17 protein-coding genes and 1 pseudogene are annotated in these 17,151 nt (G+C 59.1%); 9 read left to right on the top strand and 9 right to left on the bottom strand.

Annotated elements, in window-relative coordinates; translation table 11 throughout:
- Positions 1-8: 8 nt before the first annotated feature.
- Positions 9-305, bottom strand: coding sequence for a hypothetical protein (locus tag NKI06_RS12665; protein WP_352985549.1), 297 nt, complete (start codon positions 303-305; stop codon positions 9-11).
- A 73-nt stretch (positions 306-378) separates the two neighbouring features.
- A complete protein-coding gene (locus NKI06_RS12660) occupies positions 379-1,371 on the bottom strand; it encodes a YihY/virulence factor BrkB family protein (RefSeq protein WP_023700031.1) in 993 nt (330 codons plus the stop codon).
- Positions 1,372-1,564: 193 nt separating this feature from the next.
- Between NKI06_RS12660 and NKI06_RS12655 the strand changes: the two genes are divergently transcribed.
- The 3 genes from NKI06_RS12655 (at position 1,565) to ligD (ending at position 4,883) form a co-directional block, all read left to right on the top strand.
- A complete protein-coding gene (locus NKI06_RS12655) occupies positions 1,565-1,789 on the top strand; it encodes a hypothetical protein (RefSeq protein ID WP_155921617.1) in 225 nt (74 codons plus the stop codon).
- Positions 1,786-2,079 carry a hypothetical protein gene (locus NKI06_RS12650; RefSeq protein ID WP_023687836.1) on the top strand — a complete coding sequence of 98 codons (294 nt, stop codon included), beginning with the start codon at positions 1,786-1,788 and terminating at the stop codon, positions 2,077-2,079. The genes NKI06_RS12655 and NKI06_RS12650 overlap by 4 nt, the downstream gene beginning before the upstream one ends.
- Positions 2,080-2,240: 161 nt before the next feature.
- Complete coding sequence (ligD, locus tag NKI06_RS12645; RefSeq protein WP_352985547.1) at positions 2,241-4,883, top strand: DNA ligase D; 2,643 nt, start codon at positions 2,241-2,243, stop codon at positions 4,881-4,883.
- Here ligD and NKI06_RS12640 read toward each other — a convergent pair.
- Positions 4,863-5,747, bottom strand: a complete 885-nt coding sequence (locus tag NKI06_RS12640; protein ID WP_352985545.1) for an alpha/beta fold hydrolase — start codon at positions 5,745-5,747, stop codon at positions 4,863-4,865. The genes ligD and NKI06_RS12640 overlap by 21 nt on opposite strands.
- A 182-nt stretch (positions 5,748-5,929) precedes the next feature.
- A complete protein-coding gene (locus NKI06_RS12635) occupies positions 5,930-6,400 on the bottom strand; it encodes a GFA family protein (protein ID WP_352521500.1) in 471 nt (156 codons plus the stop codon).
- A 192-nt stretch (positions 6,401-6,592) separates the two neighbouring features.
- Between NKI06_RS12635 and NKI06_RS12630 the strand changes: the two genes are divergently transcribed.
- The 4 genes from NKI06_RS12630 to NKI06_RS12615 all read left to right on the top strand — a co-directional run bounded on the left by NKI06_RS12630 (position 6,593) and on the right by NKI06_RS12615 (position 9,615).
- Positions 6,593-6,817: a hypothetical protein gene (locus NKI06_RS12630; RefSeq protein WP_023668054.1), complete on the top strand. Its 225-nt coding sequence runs from the start codon at positions 6,593-6,595 to the stop codon at positions 6,815-6,817.
- A 291-nt stretch (positions 6,818-7,108) separates the two neighbouring features.
- The gene (locus NKI06_RS12625) at positions 7,109-8,602 is read left to right on the top strand and encodes an alpha,alpha-trehalose-phosphate synthase (UDP-forming) (RefSeq protein ID WP_352985543.1); all 1,494 of its coding nucleotides are present in this window, start codon (positions 7,109-7,111) and stop codon (positions 8,600-8,602) included.
- A 244-nt stretch (positions 8,603-8,846) separates the two neighbouring features.
- Positions 8,847-9,011, top strand: a complete 165-nt coding sequence (locus NKI06_RS12620; protein WP_023668056.1) for a hypothetical protein — start codon at positions 8,847-8,849, stop codon at positions 9,009-9,011.
- 340 nt (positions 9,012-9,351) lie between these two features.
- Complete coding sequence (locus NKI06_RS12615; protein WP_023736053.1) at positions 9,352-9,615, top strand: hypothetical protein; 264 nt, start codon at positions 9,352-9,354, stop codon at positions 9,613-9,615.
- Between the two features lie 220 nt (positions 9,616-9,835).
- On the opposite strand, the gene NKI06_RS12610 is transcribed toward NKI06_RS12615, so the two are convergent.
- A complete protein-coding gene (locus NKI06_RS12610) occupies positions 9,836-10,126 on the bottom strand; it encodes a hypothetical protein (protein ID WP_031204075.1) in 291 nt (96 codons plus the stop codon).
- Positions 10,127-10,128: 2 nt separating this feature from the next.
- On the bottom strand, positions 10,129-10,683 hold the full coding sequence (locus NKI06_RS12605; protein ID WP_050588792.1) for a response regulator: 555 nt from the start codon (positions 10,681-10,683) through the stop codon (positions 10,129-10,131).
- A gap of 158 nt (positions 10,684-10,841) precedes the next feature.
- On the opposite strand from NKI06_RS12605, the gene NKI06_RS12600 reads away from it, so the two are divergent.
- Together NKI06_RS12600 and NKI06_RS12595 are read left to right on the top strand one after the other, a co-directional pair.
- Positions 10,842-13,955 (top strand): CheR family methyltransferase, encoded by a 3,114-nt coding sequence (locus NKI06_RS12600; RefSeq protein WP_023736052.1) that lies wholly within the window; start codon positions 10,842-10,844, stop codon positions 13,953-13,955.
- A complete protein-coding gene (locus NKI06_RS12595) occupies positions 13,952-14,368 on the top strand; it encodes a response regulator (protein WP_352985540.1) in 417 nt (138 codons plus the stop codon). The genes NKI06_RS12600 and NKI06_RS12595 overlap by 4 nt, the downstream gene beginning before the upstream one ends.
- 176 nt (positions 14,369-14,544) lie before the next feature.
- On the opposite strand, the gene NKI06_RS12590 is transcribed toward NKI06_RS12595, so the two are convergent.
- The 3 genes and pseudogenes from NKI06_RS12590 to NKI06_RS12580 form a co-directional block, all read right to left on the bottom strand.
- Complete coding sequence (locus NKI06_RS12590) at positions 14,545-14,793, bottom strand: hypothetical protein (RefSeq protein ID WP_352985571.1); 249 nt, start codon at positions 14,791-14,793, stop codon at positions 14,545-14,547.
- A 90-nt stretch (positions 14,794-14,883) separates the two neighbouring features.
- Positions 14,884-15,286, bottom strand: a pseudogene (locus tag NKI06_RS12585) (SDR family NAD(P)-dependent oxidoreductase); the annotation flags it as partial.
- Positions 15,287-15,889: 603 nt separating this feature from the next.
- On the bottom strand, positions 15,890-16,675 hold the full coding sequence (locus tag NKI06_RS12580; protein WP_352985539.1) for an SDR family NAD(P)-dependent oxidoreductase: 786 nt from the start codon (positions 16,673-16,675) through the stop codon (positions 15,890-15,892).
- Positions 16,676-17,151: the final 476 nt, after the last annotated feature.

Genomic DNA, 17,151 nt, shown 5'->3' with positions numbered 1-17,151 from the left:
ACCACGGGTCAGCCAGACCGCATCACACCCGGTTCTTCGACAACCGCGTCGCCAATCCCATGCTGTCCGGCGTCCGGATCACTCGGCAACACGTCGAAAAAATTGACTGTGGCGACCAGATATCCGGCTTCATCGTAGACCTTGATAGTCGATCCCGATTGCTTGGTTCCTGACCCAGGATCCGCCGCCACCGCTACGCGCGCCATCTCTATTGCTCTCGGACTGGCCATCTCCGCACTCGCTAGCTCTTCCTCGAGAGCGGTAGTCTGGCCGGATACTGTCGTCTCAAAGCGGAATTTTGGCATGGGCAACCTCCTGTTCCTATGCAATTCCGGTGTCCGGGTTGCGTTCCAAAGAAACAGAATTGGTGGGAAGCAGCTAAGATCGCCGCGATGGCCAGACCCGTGTCGCCACGAAGGTCAGCAAACCCGTGATCACAATCCAGGCCTGCACCTCGCGTTGGATGGTTGGTCCAAGGTTCGATGTCTGTCGCGACGGGCTCTCTGCCTCCACTATCGGTTGAAGGTCGGACCGACTGCCGAGACGGACGGAATAGGCCCGCGTGAACTCGGCGCCGAGCAGGAATATCTCAGACGAATAGTAAACCCAAAGCAGCACGACCAGCAGTGCACCCGCCGCGCCATAGGAGGATGCAATCGCGCTGGTTCCGATATACCAGCCAATCAGCGACTTGCCGATGGTGAAGAGCAAAGCGGTCACTGCCGCGCCAATTGCGACATCGCGCCAAGCGAGCGACCGGTCCGGCAGGATCTTGAAGATCGCGGCAAACAGAGCGGAAATCAGCACGAACGATACAATGCCGTTTATCGACGCGAGAATGATCGTGCCGAACGGCAGATGGGCGTTGATGACAGCGCCAAGCGCGGAAATGGCGGCACTCGCCGCCAACGACACAAGCAGTAGAAATCCCAACGCTGCAACCAGACCCAGGCTGGCCGCCCGCGCCCGCACCAATCGCGACACAGACATGGGTGGTGGGTCAATCTTCCAGATTGTGTTGAGCGAAAGCTGCATTTCGCCAAACACCCCTGAGGCTGTCACGAAGAGGGTGACGATGCCCACCAAGGTGGCAACAGTGCCGGCGGTTCTGTGAGAAGCGCTTTCGATGGTGCTGCGCAGAAGGTCGCCGGTTTGCGATCCCATCACGCCTGCGATTTCAGCCGACAGAGCGAGTTGAGCTGCTTCATGCCCAAAGACAAGTCCAGCAATCGCAACAACGATCAACAAGATCGGGGCCAGGGACGTAACGGCATAGAATGCCATCGCCGCACCGTGGCTGAGGGCATTGTCGTTGATGAATCCGAGGATGCTCTCCTTGCCAAGAACCCAGGCTTCGCGTGCCACCCGCATGGGGAATTCCTTTTGCCTCAACGAGCAACCTAGTGCTGTCGGCAACGAAAGCGAGACCTGCCGCCAGTGCGCGAGGCGCGATTGCCGAGACACGCCCGCTTGTCTCTGCACGAACGGCCAGAAATGTTCCATGCGGCGCCGGAACTCGCCGGGCTCGTAATGGTTATCGGTCATCCGATTGGAGTGATCAAAAATGCCTGATAATGAAAACCGTCGCGAGACCGGCGCAACGAAGTACCCGGCTAGAACAGGTCCTGATCCTTCGGATGCGTTCTCTCAGGATGCGGCCGGCAACAAGAAACCCAAGAGTGGGGTCGGTCTGACGCGGCCAGTCAATGAGGTGGATGACAAGACGCACCAATCCGATGGCCAGAACGCCCCGGCGAGGCCGGGCGGCGGAAACACGGTCAAGCCATGAACGTTGCCAATCTTCAGCTTGAAGGGTTGATGATGGCGGTCGCGTCAATCAACAACCTGCTCGTTCACAAAGGTCTGCTGTCAATTGACGAGATCGATACCGCCCTGCGAAAGGCAGAGGCGTCCATGACAGGTGACGAGCGGACCTACGAAGACATGTCACCGGCCAACCGTGACGCGATCTGCTTCCCGATCCGGCTTCTGCAGATCGCAAACAACGCGCAAGGCGAACTGGACATCCCACCATTTTCAGAGCTTGCAAAAATGGTTGGGCAAACCAAGGAACCTTAACGTCAGCGGTGACGACACCTGTAGTCTCCGTGAAGGCCTCATTTGACGCCGATGCCACTCTGAAGCGGAAAAGCAGCATCGGCGTCGTCTCGGCTATGAACCGAACCAAATCTCACCCACTGCGTTGAGTCCGGCGATGCGTCATTAGTCGGGGCACTTCCATGAAAACGGGCGAGCTTTCAACCTACCGGGCCAAAAGGGATTTCGCGAAGACGAAAGAGCCCAGCGGCGAAAGCTCGATTGCGGGTTCGAACCGGCTCCGGTTCGTCATCCAAAAACACGCGGCCACGCGGCTGCACTATGATCTTCGCCTCGAGCTTGGCGGGGTCTTCAAATCATGGGCTGTGACCAAAGGTCCATCACTGGATCCTCACGACAAACGACTTGCCGTGGAGGTTGAGGATCACCCGCTGGAGTACGGCGACTTCGAAGGCACGATTCCCAAAGGACAATATGGTGGCGGCACGGTGCAGTTGTGGGATCGCGGATATTGGGAACCGGAAGGCGCCATGTCTCCCGAAAAGGCGTTGGAAAAAGGCGACCTGAAATTCACGCTGCAGGGCAAGCGCCTGCATGGAAGCTTCGTCCTCGTGCGCATGAAGCATGACCGCAATGGCGGGAAGCGGACCAACTGGCTGCTGATCAAACACCGCGACAAATACGCGACAGAGGGCAATGGCGATGCGGTGCTGGCTCAGGACCGATCCGTCGCCTCCGGTCGGAGCATGGAAAGGATTGCAGCGGGAAAGGGGGCAGGTCCGAAGCCGTTCATGATCAAAGGTTCATCGTTGGCCGATGCGGATGCCGTTTGGGACAGCAAGCGCGGCCATGCCGACAAGCGCGCCGCCAGGTCGGCAAAGCCTGCTCCGCGGCCGAAGCGAGCCGCTGGTGCCTCAGCGGCGAAGATGCCCGACTTCATCCCACCACAGCTTTGCGCGACGCTCTCCCGGCCGCCGGCCGGGACGAACTGGGTTCACGAAATCAAGTTTGACGGTTATCGCGTCCAGTTGCGCGTGGAAGACAAGGACATCGCGCTTAGGACCCGCAAGGGTCTTGACTGGACGGAGAAATTTGGCGCCATCGCAAAGGAGGCCGCCAGTCTTCCCAACGTCATCATCGACGGCGAGATCGTAGCGCTTGGCAAGAACGGCGCGCCCGATTTTGCCGCACTGCAGGCAGCGCTGTCGGAGCGCCGGACGAAGGACCTGATCTACTTTGCCTTTGACCTGCTCTTCGCAAATGGCGTCGATCTGCGAAAGATGCCTCTCTCACAACGGAAGGAACGTCTGAGCGAGATGCTCGGCGAAGTCGATCGCGGCGAGCAAAATCTCATCCGCTATGTCGAGCACTTCAGCAATGGCGGCGACGCGGTGCTGCGTTCTGCCTGTCGCCTTTCGCTTGAGGGGATTGTCTCCAAGAGGGCCGATGCAACCTATGTTTCGGGGAGGACCGACACCTGGGCAAAATCGAAATGCCGCGCCGGGCATGAGGTGGTCATCGGCGGCTGGTCGACGACCAACGGCAAATTCCGGTCATTGCTCGTCGGCGTCAATCGCGGCGAACATTTCGCCTATATCGGCCGTGTGGGGACCGGATTCAGCGAGGCAAAGGTCAAGCAGCTGATGCCCAGGCTGAAGGAGATGAAAGCCGCGACGTCGCCGTTTACCGGCGATGGTGCACCGAAAAGGAATTCAACCGTCTTCTGGACGAAGCCGGAATTGGTCACGGAAATCGAGTTCGCCGGCTGGACCGGGGGTGGCAATATCAGGCAGGCCGCCTTCAAAGGCCTGCGTGACGACAAGCCCGCAAAAGACGTGGAGGCCGAGCGTCCAGCCGATCCTCAAGAGACGCCGATTGCCGATCCTGCCAAGATGACTGGCAAGACAGGCAAAAGCCCGGTTGTCATGGGCGTCATCATTTCCAAGCCGGACAAGCCGCTTTGGCCGAATGCCGGCGACGGTCAGCCCGTCGACAAGCTCGATCTTGCAGAATATTTCGAGACCGTTGGCCCCTGGATGATCAGACATATCAAAGGTCGTCCCTGTTCACTCGTGCGCGCGCCGGATGGCTACGCTGGCGAGCAGTTTTTCCAGCGCCACGCAATGCCAGGCACATCCAATCTGCTGGAACTGGTGAAAGTCTTCGGCGATCACAAACCGTATCTGCAAATCGACCGCGTCGAGGGTCTGGCCGCGATCGCCCAGATAGGCGGCCTTGAGCTTCACCCCTGGAATTGCCAGCCGGGTCATCCCGAAATACCTGGCCGACTTGTCTTCGACCTTGACCCTGGTCCGGAAGTCCCTTTTGCGAAGGTGGTCGCGGCTGCCAAGGAAATGCGCGATCGTCTCGAAGATCTGGGCTTGGTGAGCTTCTGCAAAACCACGGGCGGCAAAGGCTTGCATGTCGTGACGCCATTGGCGGCCCAACGCAGCAACACGACATGGGCCGAGGCCAAGGCCTTCGCAAAGGCCGTCTGCATCCAGATGGCGGCAGACAGCCCGGATCTCTACCTCGTCAACATGGCCAAGAAGCTGCGGACATCCCGGATTTTTCTCGACTATCTCAGGAATGATCGCATGGCGACAGCCGTCGCCCCTCTCTCCCCTCGCGCCAGGGAATGCGCGACTGTATCCATGCCGCTGACCTGGAGTCAGGTGAAGGCGGATCTCGATCCGAAAAAATACACCGTTCGCACGGTTCCGGGCCACCTGAAAAAGACCGTCGCCTGGGCCGACTACGACGATGGCGAACGGTCGATCAGCATCGCCATCAAACGGATCGGTTCAGCAAAGCTCGCCGCATGACGACGTCGGTTCGCGCAAGAACGCCATGACAGCTGCGGCTACCGCGTCGGCTGCTTCTTCGGCCATATGATGTCCGCTATCGATCCGTTGGCCCTTCAGTTCGGTGGTCCAGGGTCGCCAAACATCCAGCACGTTGCCGTAAAGTGCCTCAAGATCATCGCGGGCGGACCAGAGCGCCAAGGTCGGGCACGCGACCCGGCGACCAGCTTTCCTGTCATCGGTATCGTGCAATTGATCGATGGCCAGACCTGCCCGATAGTCTTCAAGCATGCCGTGAACAACATTCGGATCGTGGATTGCGTCCTTGTAGTCGACATAGGCCTCAGCCCCCATGGACTCGGCTGAGCCGCCATACCACGCGTCAGGATCGGCCATGATTGCGCGTTCGGGCTTGTCCGGCTGTGCAAAAAAGAACCAGTGCCACCAGAGCTTCGCAAAGCGGGCGTCGCAGCGTTCGAGGGCTTCCAGGATAGGGACGCTGTCCATGACGATCAGATGGCTGATCGCCGGCGGGTGATCCATGGCTGTTCGGAACGCTGTGTAGCTGCCGCGGTCATGGCCTGCGATGGCAAACCGGCGAAAGCCGAGATGTCCCATGAGAGCAATGCAGTCCCTGGCCTTGGCACGCTTGGAGGATCCAGCATGGTCCACGGCGTCTGCCGGTACCGAGGACTGGCCAAAGCCCCTCAGATCGGGGCAGACAACTGTGTGGTCGGCGGCGAGAAGTGGGGCTACCCGGTGCCAGGTAACGTGCGTCCGAGGATGGCCATGCAGCAAAAGAAGCGGCGGGCCTGAACCTCCATACCTGACTCGCAGTGAGGACTCGGGCAGATCCACAGTCTCTAGCTTGAATCCTTCAAACATCCGCTTCTTTGTCGTCAGACTGTGAAAACAAGTCCCGCATGTCCATCTTCAACCCACGCCGGTGAAATTGGTTTCGGGCATTTGTCCGTTTGGAGATCTCTCTCATTCCAATGGTTCGGCCGCCGTTCCGCCAGCCCTGGCGCTGGCTTGCAGGTACGACGCCCGAGATCCAGCCTCCTGCCTCACCGGTCTCTGGGATTGCCCAGGGCGGGGTCGCGCGCCCGGGTGTAGCCCTCGACGCGAGGCAAACCGTCATCCATCCTGATAAACGGCAGCCGCATTTCCCAATAGGCTTGAGCTTGGGGATGGAACTTCTCGGGCGCGTCCATGAATCCGATCGAGATGTAGAACTCATTTGGCAACCCTTCGTCGGTGTACCCAATCGAGGTGCCACATTCCGAACAGAAGGAGCGCACGACGCCCCTGGTTTTCGAAAATGTTTTTGGTTTGGAGCCGAGCCAATCGACCTGATCTGGACGATAGCCAATCCAGATCGTCAGTGGGCTGCCGATCGCTCGTCGGCAGTCATCGTCGTGGTCGAAACAAATCCAAAAGGGATCGCCACTGAATTCAGCTGTGATGGCTCCGCAAAAGCAATGCCCTCGATCAATCCGGGCCGGTTTTCTGATCGTCGTTCGGGGTTTGTCGTCCATGGTAATCTTCTCGCCAGCGTGGTGGCGTAACGCCGCAGACGGCACGCAGTTCCTTTGGACGTCACAGAGCCGCAGATGCGCGCAACCGGCGGGCTGCTCGTCAATATCATTTGAGGCAGATCAGGCCTTAATTTGTTGGGAACATTTTTTCAGGTCCGCACTTTGTTCGCCGTCTGACCAAAGGAGGCGACCTTGAAAACACGACGCATCGACAGGGAAAAGATCGAGAGGGCGGATCGAGAAGCCAAGTTGCTGTTGGAAGCGGAGCGGCATGCCAGGGAAGCCAAGACGGCGCGGCTTAGAGAACAGCGACAGTTGTTGGAGGCATCGATAGCGCAGACCCCGCCCGCGCCCGTAGCCGCAAAGCAGCCGCCCCGCCAACGAAAGCCGACGCGCAAGGTAATCGAGGTGGACTGACGGTTTGGTCAGTTGGGGCTTTTGCCAAGGTGGGGAGTTGATATGACAGGGCAGGGGATCCGGCAGCATGAATACCAAAGCGGTAAGTCCGGCCGTCGCCAAAGCGGCTGCTCGGCGTGCTGGATCGGGGTCTCATCACCGGTGTGTCCGACGACGATCCTGCGAGAGCCGCTGAAAAAGGCGCCGAGCGGGCCGAGAATGTGATCCAGCGAGTCCGGCTGGACACTTACGTCGGGAACAATCGCACGCGCGGACCGTTCCCCAAGCGATCTTCACGCTCAGGATTTGCTCTTGTTGCAGCGACCGGATGAAATTTTCAACGAGGCCTCGCAAACGGTTGGTGATCCCCTTGAGCGCGACGCCTTAGGTGGGGAGGCTGAGCTAACTGGCGATCGCGCCATCCCGCGTCGTCTGGTTGTCGTCTCGAACAGGCTGGGGAACATTCGCGATCTGTCGCAAGCCGGCGGACTTGCTGTAGGCATCGGGGATGCGTTGGCCGAGCGTGGAGGCCTGTGGCTAGGAGCAAGCGCTGAGTATCAGGACTACGCCGCGAGCGACGAACCGCTGATCCGCTTGGAACGCGTGGGAAAGATCGAGACGGCTGCGCTTACCCTGCCCTATGAGGAGTATTCGCTCTATTACAATGGCTATGCCAACAGCACGCTGTGGCCGCTTTTTCATTACCGACTCGACCTGGTGAACCACCGGGCAGAGTTTCTACACGCCTACCGGCAGATCAATGCGCGGTTCGCGAAGGCGCTCGCAGGACTGCTGTCGGGCAACGACGACCTGGTGTGGGTTCACGACTACCACCTTATCCCCTTGGCCGCCCAGTTGCGGCGGCTGGGAGTCCGGAATCGGATCGGTTTCTTTCTTCACATACCGTTCCCGCCGCCTGACCTGTTTGTAGCCACGCCCGACCATGAAGAACTCATCGATGACCTGCTTCAATATGACGTCGTGGGGTTCCAGACCGAAACGGACGTGGGGAATTTCCGGCGCTCAGTGCAGGCGGCCAACTCCATTACTTTTGATATCAATGGTTCGGCTGAGATGAACGGCCGCACGGTGTTGTCGAGGTGTTTTCCGATCGGCATCGACGTCGATTCAATCGCACGCATGGCCAATGAGGCGGCGGAGGATGTGCAGATCGATTCCATGCGCCGCCAGATTCTGGGTCTCAAGCAAATCATCGGCGTCGATCGGCTGGACTACTCCAAGGGTCTTCCCGGCCGCATGGAGGCTTTCGCGCGTCTTTTGGAAAGGCATCCGGAACACGAGCGGGCGGCAACATATTTGCAGATTGCGTCGCCGACGCGCGAGGAGGTCAGCGCCTATGCCGACATCCGGGCCCAGCTTGAGGCAACCGCCGGCGCGGTCAACGGAAGATACGCGGATTTGGCTTGGACCCCGATCCGCTACATCCACCGTGCCGTATCACGCTCTCGGCTTGCTGGCCTGTTGCGCGCTAGCCAGGTCGGATTGGTCACGCCCCTGCGTGACGGAATGAACCTCGTCGCCAAGGAATACATAGCCGCGCAGGACGAAGCCGATCCCGGAGTGCTGGTATTGTCGCGTTTTGCGGGTGCGGCCGAAGAACTTGCCGAATCCTTGATCGTGAACCCGTATGCGGTCGACGAGGTTGCCGATGCGATCGCAAAAGCGCTCGCGATGCCGCTTGAGGAAAGAATTGCAAGGCATAGTGCACTGCTCAAGCGCATCAGGCGCAATGACGCAGCAGAATGGCGGCGGTCATTTCTCGTCACGCTCGCGGGCGAGAACTAGCGCCTGGCATCGATGCCTGAATCCGTCCGTGTGTCACGCGTCCCACACGGTCATAGCCCGGCCATAACCCGGCTGCCTAGCAGTTCGAAAGGCCTTGAAGCTGATCATGTACCTTGTCAGCCCGCATCAGAAACTTTTCGCTCGTTGCCGGAAGCGCGATAGCCCGCCTCAATCGGTGGACTATCGAAGGTTCCACGGAACACACCGACGGTCCGGTCGTTTGGGCTCTGATAGGAGATCTGCGATGACAAGGAACCCCACGCGAAAGGACAGTGATCTCTCTGAAAAAGAGGCAATCAAGTTGGCCGAAGTCACCGACGTGTCACCCGGGCAGGCCAAAGAGCTTGCAGCCGAGCACGGCAAAGACGGCGCCAAGAAGGAAGCAAGAAATTACAAGGCGGAGGGCTGACTATGGCGGCCAGTGGATCCGCAAACGACAGAGACGCACGAGCCACCCTCTACGCACAAGGAGTAATGGAAGCCGAGCGTAAAGCGCGGGAAGAGAAAACGGCGCGATTGCGCAAAGCCCGTTTGGCGCATGAGGCGGTCAATCCGCCTGCACCCGAGCAGAAACCGGCAGTGCCGGAAACGCCAAAGCGGGTCGCCAAACCAGGCAGCCGAAAAGCTGGAGAAGATTAGCTTCAGCTTTCTTCAGCTGTGCCGGTGGCCGGCGCCGGGGAAGAGCAGACCGTGCGGTCGATCTGCACGATAAATTTGTACCTCATCGAACGACACAAAGGAGTCCAGTGATGACGGAGCATGTGTCCCGGAAGGAAGAACAGCGTGGCACCCGAAATGTACTCGGGTGGGGCGTCGTCATTGCGGCTGTGATCTTCGTCGCCCTGCTAGCCTTCTTTGTGTTCATACCCCTTTCAGGCGGATCGTGGCAGACATCGCCGGTAAAGCGCACCCCGGAACAGAACCAAGGCGGCAATGCCCCCGCCGAGACATCACCCGCGGCCGGCGTCAAAAAGAGCCCGCAAGAAAATACCGAGATGCCAGGGCAGCAGTGATCGACCTCGGGCTGCGACCCAAGTCGGCCCTGATTTTCCAGGTCGTCTCATCGGCGCCATGATGGGATCAGGGCTTTCTGGGCGCAGAACGGCTGAGCTATTGAGACTGGCTTTCGCCCACATCGAGCGCTGAAAGATTACCGCACCAGGGGTCTGGCGAACGAGGCGATGACGCCATCGTGGAACTCGAGGCAAATCAAGATGCCTAGCTGCAGGCCGTTCAGTTGGGGTTTTTCAGCTGCTTTGACAACAGCAGTTGCTGCTGCAGCTCAAGGGCGAGTTTCAACAGCCGTTCAGGTGTTTCCTCTTCCGCGATTTCGTCGAGCAACGCTGCGAGTGCGTCGCCCTCAACAGGATCGCGGAATGAGTCAGGTTTGGTTTGCGGAGGTTTGGCCACGACGATTTCTAGCAGGAATGCGGCCGTATTTGCAAGACGAAGCGAAGCGCTCTTGGGGAGGGGTACCGTAGCGGGGGCGGTCGACAGGGCGGCCTGCGGCAAACCATCGGACAATCTTAATTCATGATTCCAGACCTGTCGTTGCGGAGCACCTCCTCCATGAGCGTATTGAGCCATTCGCTCAAGGGAAGGTCATGCCGCGTCGACAACCGCTCCTCCAGCGCCGCCTTCAATGTCCGTTCGACGAGGCGATCGGCCGCCTGTGGGTCGCCCAGCAGCAGCCGCGCGGACAGCCTCAGTTTTGGAAGAGCGCGGAAAACGTTGTCTTCGCCAAGCGCTGTTGATTGCGCGGCGAGGATCCCGGCAACCGTCCTGAATCCGGCCGGCTTGGAGAGGTTTTGGGTGTACCGGAACCGCTCCGGCAGGGTGATCTGATCGTTTCCGGAGAAGAATACGAACGGGATGCCTCTGTCCGTCAGCTCATCGGCGAGGGGAAAAACAGTCTCACCGTTGAGGTCGATGTCCAGCACCGCCCCATCCGCTGAATCGATATATCGTCGAGCCCGGCTGACTGACGACACCGGCCCCAAAACGGTCGCCCCACAATCGCTGAAATAGGAGGCAAGTTCGCTTGCCAGCAAGAATTCGTCCTCGACGAGCAGAATTCGCATGCCTAATAACATAGCAGCCCTCCGGGCTTTAAACGGCGATCGCGTCCATCGGTTCCGTGGCTATCGGCGGTGCGGGATGGGAATTCGACCAGGAACGGTTTACACATTGGATCGAAATCAGCGCTGCCGCGTTGCATTTCACTGAAGCAGGACAATTGATGCAAAAGCTGCCGAGGTTCCCCATAGTCGGTATTGGCGCCTCTGCGGGCGGCATTGCCGCCATGGAGGGATTTTTTCGCGGGATGCCGTCTTCGAGCGGGATGGCGTTCGTGATCGTCACGCATCTCAGCCCGGAACGGGAAAGTCTGCTGCACGAAGTGATTGCGCTTTACACCGGAATTCCGGTTCGTGTCGCTGAAGATGCAATGGATATCCATCCTGACACCGTCTACGTGATGCCGCACAACGCGATCCTCACCATCGAAAATTCCAGCCTAAAGCTGCGCCAACCGAATTCGGTGTCCAGGGAGCGCAAGCCCATCGATATCTTTTTCAGCGCGCTGGCCGAGGATCAGGGCGAATACGCCGTCGGCGTCGTCCTGTCGGGCGGCGATTCCGACGGTACGTTGGGCATCAAGGCAATCAAGGAGCATGGCGGCCTGACGCTGGCGCAACTCTCCGACGAGTCGGGTCCGAGCAATCCCGACATGCCGCGCAGCGCGATCAGTTCCGGTCTGATCGATATCGCCATCCCAGCCGATGAGATGGGTGCGAAACTCATGGAATTTGCCCACAGCTTTGAACTGCTCGACGAGCTTGAAGCTGACGATGGCAAGGCCAGTGCTTTGAAACTCCGCAAGGGCCAGGAGGAAATCTACGCGATCCTGCGCAGCCATTCGGGACATGATTTCTCGGGCTACAAGGCCAAGACGTTCTTGCGTCGCGTCAGGCGACGCATGCAAATAACACAGAACACCGCGATCGATGCCTATATAGAGTTGCTTCGTTCAAATGCGGAGGAAGTGCGGTCGCTGTTTCGCGACCTGCTGATCAACGTGACAAATTTCTTCCGCGACACGGACGCTTTCAAGACCCTGGAAGAAACCGTCATCCCCAAACTTTTCGAAGGCAAGGACGCCAACGATACGATCCGCGTCTGGGTGCCCGGCTGCGCAACCGGCGAGGAAGTCTTCTCGATCGGAATGCTGATGCGCGAGCATATGGATACACTTTCGGCTGTGCCGCGCATCCAGATTTTCGCCACGGACATCGATGACGCGGCGCTGGGCATCGCACGTTCGGCGCGCTATCCGGAGTCATTGCTTGCGGGCGTTTCGCCTGGACGTCGCGAACGCTTCTTCAGCAATGACGGCACAAGTTTCATCTTGAGCAAGAGCGTACGTGATCTCTGCATCTTCTCGGCGCACAGCGTCATCCGCGATCCACCCTTCTCGCGCATGGACATGGTGTCGTGCCGGAACCTCCTGATCTATTTCGGCCCCGATGTGCAAAAGCAGGTTATTCCGACCTTCCACTATTCGCTGAAGCCCGGTGGCTATCTGTTCCTTGGCACCTCCGAAAGCATAAGCCAGCATGCCGACCTGTTTGCACCGGTCGACAAGAAACAACGGATCTTCAAGGCACGAGAACATTCGGCGCCGCCGCGGCTGCCGATCTTGTTGAATGCTGCGCCTGCAACCAACTTTTCCAGCGCCAATGACACACATGCCCGCCGCGGCTTGTCTTATTCCCTAAGGCAAACCGTTGAAGCGCAGGTTCTCGAACGCTTCGCTCCGGCTCACGTCGTCGTCAATGGTGATGGAGATGTAGTCTATTACTCGGTCCGAACCGGCAAATATCTCGAGCCGCCGCAAGGGGTGCCGAGCAGACAATTGCTCACAATGGCACGCAGCGGCCTGCGTCTGGAATTGCGCGGCGCTTTGCGGGAAGCCGCCGAGGGCCGGCGCACGGTTGTGCGCGAAGCGATAGCCATTGAAGAAGATGAAGATCGTGTCCAATTCGTCACATTGACGATCGAGCCCTTGACTGATCGCGGCAGCGGCGAGCCGCTGTTTCTCGTCCTGTTCGAGCCGGTGGGCCAGCCGCAGCCCCGGCTGGAGGCTCTAAAGGTTCGACAGCCGGTGGCATCTGGGATTGCTGATTTCGAACGCGAGCTCCGCGATACGCGCGAGCGCCTGCAATCGACGATCGAAGAATATGAGACCGCGTTGGAGGAGTTGAAATCTTCCAATGAGGAACTCGTCTCGGTCAACGAAGAGGCCCAGTCCTCCAATGAGGAGCTCGAGGCCTCCAAGGAAGAAATGCAGTCCCTCAATGAGGAATTGAACACCATCAATGCCGAACTGGTTTCCAAGATCGAGGATCTCGATCGTGCCAACAGCGATCTGAAGAACCTGTTCGAGAGCACACAGATCGCGACTGTTTTTCTCGATACCAAGCTGGTTATCCGCAGCTTCACGCCGGCGGCGTCTTCGTTCTTCAACTTGCTGCCGACCGACATCGGAAGACCGCTGACCGATCTTGCCAGCCGGCTCGATTATCCGCACCTGCGCGACCATATTGCCCAGGTTTTCAGGGCCGGCGAGATGATCGAGCACCAGCTGCCGCGCGATAGCAACGGCATCCACTATCTCGTGCGGCTGATCCCCTACCGCGACAGCGCGCGGAAAATCCAGGGCGTGGTGGTGACCTTTGTCGATGTGACGACCATGGCTGAAGCCGAAGCCCACCAGCGGGTATTGATCTCGGAACTCAACCATCGGGTCAAGAACATGCTGGCTGTTACGGTCAGCATTGCCAGTCAGACCCTGAAAAATGCTCCCTCTTCGGAGGCTTTCGCCGAAGCGCTCATCGGTCGCCTGCGCGCCATGGCGCGGGCCTACGGAGTGCTCTCGCGCGAAAGCTGGAAAGAGGTCTCGGTCGAGGAAATCGTGCGGCAGGAAGTCGAGCCGTTCGGGCTGGAACGCATCAACACCACAGGCGAGGACATTCGCCTCAAGCCTCAGCAGGGCCTGTCGCTTGGCATGGTGATCCATGAACTTGCCACGAATGCTGGAAAATATGGCGCCTTGTCCGTGCCAAACGGCGTGGTGTCCGTGACTTGGTCGGCGTCGGATCACGGTTTTCAGCTCGAATGGTTAGAAAGCGGCGGTCCCGCTGTCAGTCCGCCTGAGAAGACGGGATTTGGTCTTTCGCTGGTGAAGGGCGAAATTGAGTATCGGCTTGGCGGAAATTTTGAAACATCTTTCGGTTCCGATGGTTTGAGCTTGCGGATTGAGTTTCCGTTTGATCATCGGGAGAGCGAAACGTGACTGCATCTCGTATCCTTATCGTCGAAGATGAATGGCTGGTCGCGGAGGAGCACCGCGCAATTCTGGAAGAGGCCGGCTTCGCCATCGCCGGGCCAGTGCCGTCCGTTGCTCGCGCGAAAAAGCTGATCGAGAGTGAAGTCATATCTGCCGCTGTCCTGGACATTGGTCTCGGCGGCGAGACCAGCGCTGCCCTTGTCCCTCTTCTAGCGCAACGCGGAATTCCGTTTGTTTTCGTCAGTGGGTACACAACATCCGACATTCCGCAGGATTTGCGTCATCACAAGATGCTGTCAAAACCCGTGTGGGCTGCCGCGCTGGTCGAGGCCGTGCGAAATATGCTCGGTGTTCAACCGACGGCTTTGGCAAGACGCCAGGATAGCGGAGCGGTGCCAACCCAACGAGAAGTCCGGTAACTGCACAAAGACACTGGTTTTTCATCAGATATGCGACGACATTCGGTCCAGGCCCGAGACGACGTCGCCGGCAAGTGCCTGCGATCCGGCCGGCACGATTGGCATGCTCCCGGTCTGGCGTATTCCAGAGCTGGGCGAAACTTCGCGACCGCGCGACGATTGGTCAGGCGATGAGCCTAGCAAACAACGGGCAGTTCGCCCTCGGTTTGCCTCGCGTCGAATAGGACGCCAAGGCCGTAAGTGACGGCGCCAGCGGCAATCATCTCTGCCAACGCTGCGTTTGACACCGGGCAATGCGGCATGACCGCCTTGATCGCGAGTTCGGCATTCGCGATCGACACGAAATCGTGCCGTCGCTTACGGGTCTCCAGATATTGTTCGATCAACATCTGCAGTCGCCTTCTTTCTATTTCATCGCCAGCCATTGGTTCCTCCTGTAGACAGTCTGAAAGCCCACCACGCCTAAGGAGCGGTGGGCCTGGCGGCCCTTTTTGAGGACCGTGGACTCGAGTGAGGCGGGCAGCGTTGCTGACCAGGATGTCGAGACCGCCGAGGGGCGTTGCTGCTTCATCGGCCAGCTTTCTGCAAAAGGCCTCATTGCGGATATCGCCGGCAAGCCTTTTGACCTGCCGCTTTTATTAGGTCCACCAGTTCGTCGGCGTCTTCCTGTTCTTCGGGGAGGTAGCCGAAAGCAACGTCCGCACGCTCGCGCGCGAATGCAATCGCCGCCGCACGACCAATACCGGAATCGCCGCCGGTTATCAGCGCTTTGCGGCCGGCAAGCCTGCCTGATCCTTTGTAGGTCGTTTCGCCGTGATCCGGGCGCGGCACCATCTTGCTGGCCAAACCCGGCCACTTCTGTTCCTGTGGCTTGAAAGGCGGCTGGTGATATTGCGTCACCGGATTCTGTTTGAGCATCGGGCTCGCAGGGCCTGCTTTAGCAGGCACTGTTCCCGTATCGGCTGACGTCGTGGAAGCATAAGCGGCGAGAATTCCTCCCGCGATGCTTCCGACGACAAGTCTGCGCGCTGCGTCTGGTACATTGTCATGCTGGTCATGGTTCATCATGGGCTCGCTTTACGGCAGGTGACCGTTACGGAAGTGGCACCTAACCGGCCGTCGACGCGAATGTTCCCTTGTGATTGCAGTGAGTGTCGGTCGCCTTGCCCGTCTTAGCTGTGAGGCCGCGTCACGACTTTGATACAGCCATCCTGCTTGTCGCGGAACGTCTTGTAGAGATCCGGCCCTGCTTTCAGATCGGCCCGGGGGTAATCACAAGGAGGGATCGATTGCGCCGTTCTGGACCATGGCCAATAAAGGTTCCAGGTAGCGTTGCGTATGCGTCTGGCCCATCCGGAAAGCCGGTCCCTCATTCATCGCCGCCAAACGGGATGTGATCGACCAGGCCAACACAGACGCCGGGAAACGAGATGGTGCCGCCTTGCGGCAGCGATAGATTGCCTCGCGCAGCACATGCGGTCTCTGCGAATGCCAGCCCGTTTGATGACGCGAAATATCAGCTCAGTCGCTGGACGCCGACCCCGGCTCGGCCATCCTACGGTGCTGTTCGGCCAAAGTGGCTGCCGGCGTGACATGCGCGGCGGCAACCTGCAGCTTGTTTTTCCAACCGCTGACGACCTGTTCATCACCGGCCATCATCGCCTCGTAACCCGTTTTGGCGACATCGGCCGGATTGTCCTTTTCATCGGTGCCGATCTTGGTATCCATCATTTCAGCGCGCTCGAAGAATCGCGTCTGCGTAGGGCCAGGCATCAGCACGGTGACCGTCACCCCGCTATCTTTCAGCTCATGGCGGAGCGCGATCGAGAAGGAATCGATGAACGCCTTCGTGCCGTTGTAGACGGCCTGGAATGTGCCGGGCATGAAGCCGGCGATCGATCCGGTGAACAGGATGCGCCCGCGACCTCGCCGGGCCATCTTGGCGCCGAGCTCATGCGCCAGATAGACCGTTCCAGTGACATTGGTGTCGATGATCCGGCGGACTTTTCGCCAGTCCTGGTCGACGAAGCCGTTGCCGAGCCCGCGTCCCGCATTGAGAAACAACAGGTCGATATCGCGATCGCCGATCTGGGAGATCAACCGATCGGCGCCCTCGACGGTCGCCAGATCGGCCTCAATGGCTTCGACCGTTACATTGCGGGTCTCAAGTGCCTCTGCCGCCTGCCGGATAGCCGGCTCGTCGGCGGCGATGATCAGGTCGTAACCGTCTTTAGCGCACAGCTTTGCGAGTTCCCTTCCGATGCCACTCGAGGCGCCGGTCACCACAGCGAGTTTGGCGTCCGTCATCATATCCTCCATCTTCGTGCCATCGGAACCACGAGTGGGCACAATTGTTCCGCGGCGTTTGGGCTGGATTGATCGTGCGCTGTCATGACGGTCAGGCGACGGTCGTCATCGCGGTCGTCGCGCGCATTCATGGATGGGCCGTTGCGACAAAAACCGTTCTACGCCATGAGAACTCGCCATGGCCTACCTTCAAAAAGGCCCCCCGAACGCATGGATTGAGTACTCAGAACGGATCAGTTGAAGTTGGAACAAGTGGCCCGGTTGGAAGTTCGAACCGTGCAGCGTTGTTGCCCTCCCATGTTGATGCTGCGCGATCGGGTCATCCCCTCAGCCCGATCAGCCCGCGCTTCTCCGCGCCAAAGAGAAGCGCGGGCCCCCCTCTTTTAACGGCTGTCCGGGATGGAGCGTTTTGTTACGTTGGACTAGCCGACCTCACAGGCTCGTCGTCGGTTTCGTTTGACGAGCTCTCCGAGCGC

The organism is Mesorhizobium sp. M0772, from assembly GCF_040320135.1.
Classification (GTDB): Bacteria; Pseudomonadota; Alphaproteobacteria; order Rhizobiales; family Rhizobiaceae; genus Mesorhizobium.
This window is presented reverse-complemented; position numbering and strand designations above follow the sequence as displayed.

Coding starts and splice junctions, on each gene's coding strand:
- NKI06_RS12665 (WP_352985549.1), bottom strand. CDS start 305: ATGCCAAAATTCCGCTTTGAGACGACAGTATCCGGCCAGACTACCGCT.
- NKI06_RS12660 (WP_023700031.1), bottom strand. CDS start 1,371: ATGCGGGTGGCACGCGAAGCCTGGGTTCTTGGCAAGGAGAGCATCCTC.
- NKI06_RS12655 (WP_155921617.1), top strand. CDS start 1,565: ATGCCTGATAATGAAAACCGTCGCGAGACCGGCGCAACGAAGTACCCG.
- NKI06_RS12650 (WP_023687836.1), top strand. CDS start 1,786: ATGAACGTTGCCAATCTTCAGCTTGAAGGGTTGATGATGGCGGTCGCG.
- ligD (WP_352985547.1), top strand. CDS start 2,241: ATGAAAACGGGCGAGCTTTCAACCTACCGGGCCAAAAGGGATTTCGCG.
- NKI06_RS12640 (WP_352985545.1), bottom strand. CDS start 5,747: ATGTTTGAAGGATTCAAGCTAGAGACTGTGGATCTGCCCGAGTCCTCA.
- NKI06_RS12635 (WP_352521500.1), bottom strand. CDS start 6,400: ATGGACGACAAACCCCGAACGACGATCAGAAAACCGGCCCGGATTGAT.
- NKI06_RS12620 (WP_023668056.1), top strand. CDS start 8,847: ATGACAAGGAACCCCACGCGAAAGGACAGTGATCTCTCTGAAAAAGAG.
- NKI06_RS12615 (WP_023736053.1), top strand. CDS start 9,352: ATGACGGAGCATGTGTCCCGGAAGGAAGAACAGCGTGGCACCCGAAAT.
- NKI06_RS12605 (WP_050588792.1), bottom strand. CDS start 10,683: ATGCGAATTCTGCTCGTCGAGGACGAATTCTTGCTGGCAAGCGAACTT.
- NKI06_RS12600 (WP_023736052.1), top strand. CDS start 10,842: ATGCAAAAGCTGCCGAGGTTCCCCATAGTCGGTATTGGCGCCTCTGCG.
- NKI06_RS12590 (WP_352985571.1), bottom strand. CDS start 14,793: ATGGCTGGCGATGAAATAGAAAGAAGGCGACTGCAGATGTTGATCGAA.
- NKI06_RS12580 (WP_352985539.1), bottom strand. CDS start 16,675: ATGACGGACGCCAAACTCGCTGTGGTGACCGGCGCCTCGAGTGGCATC.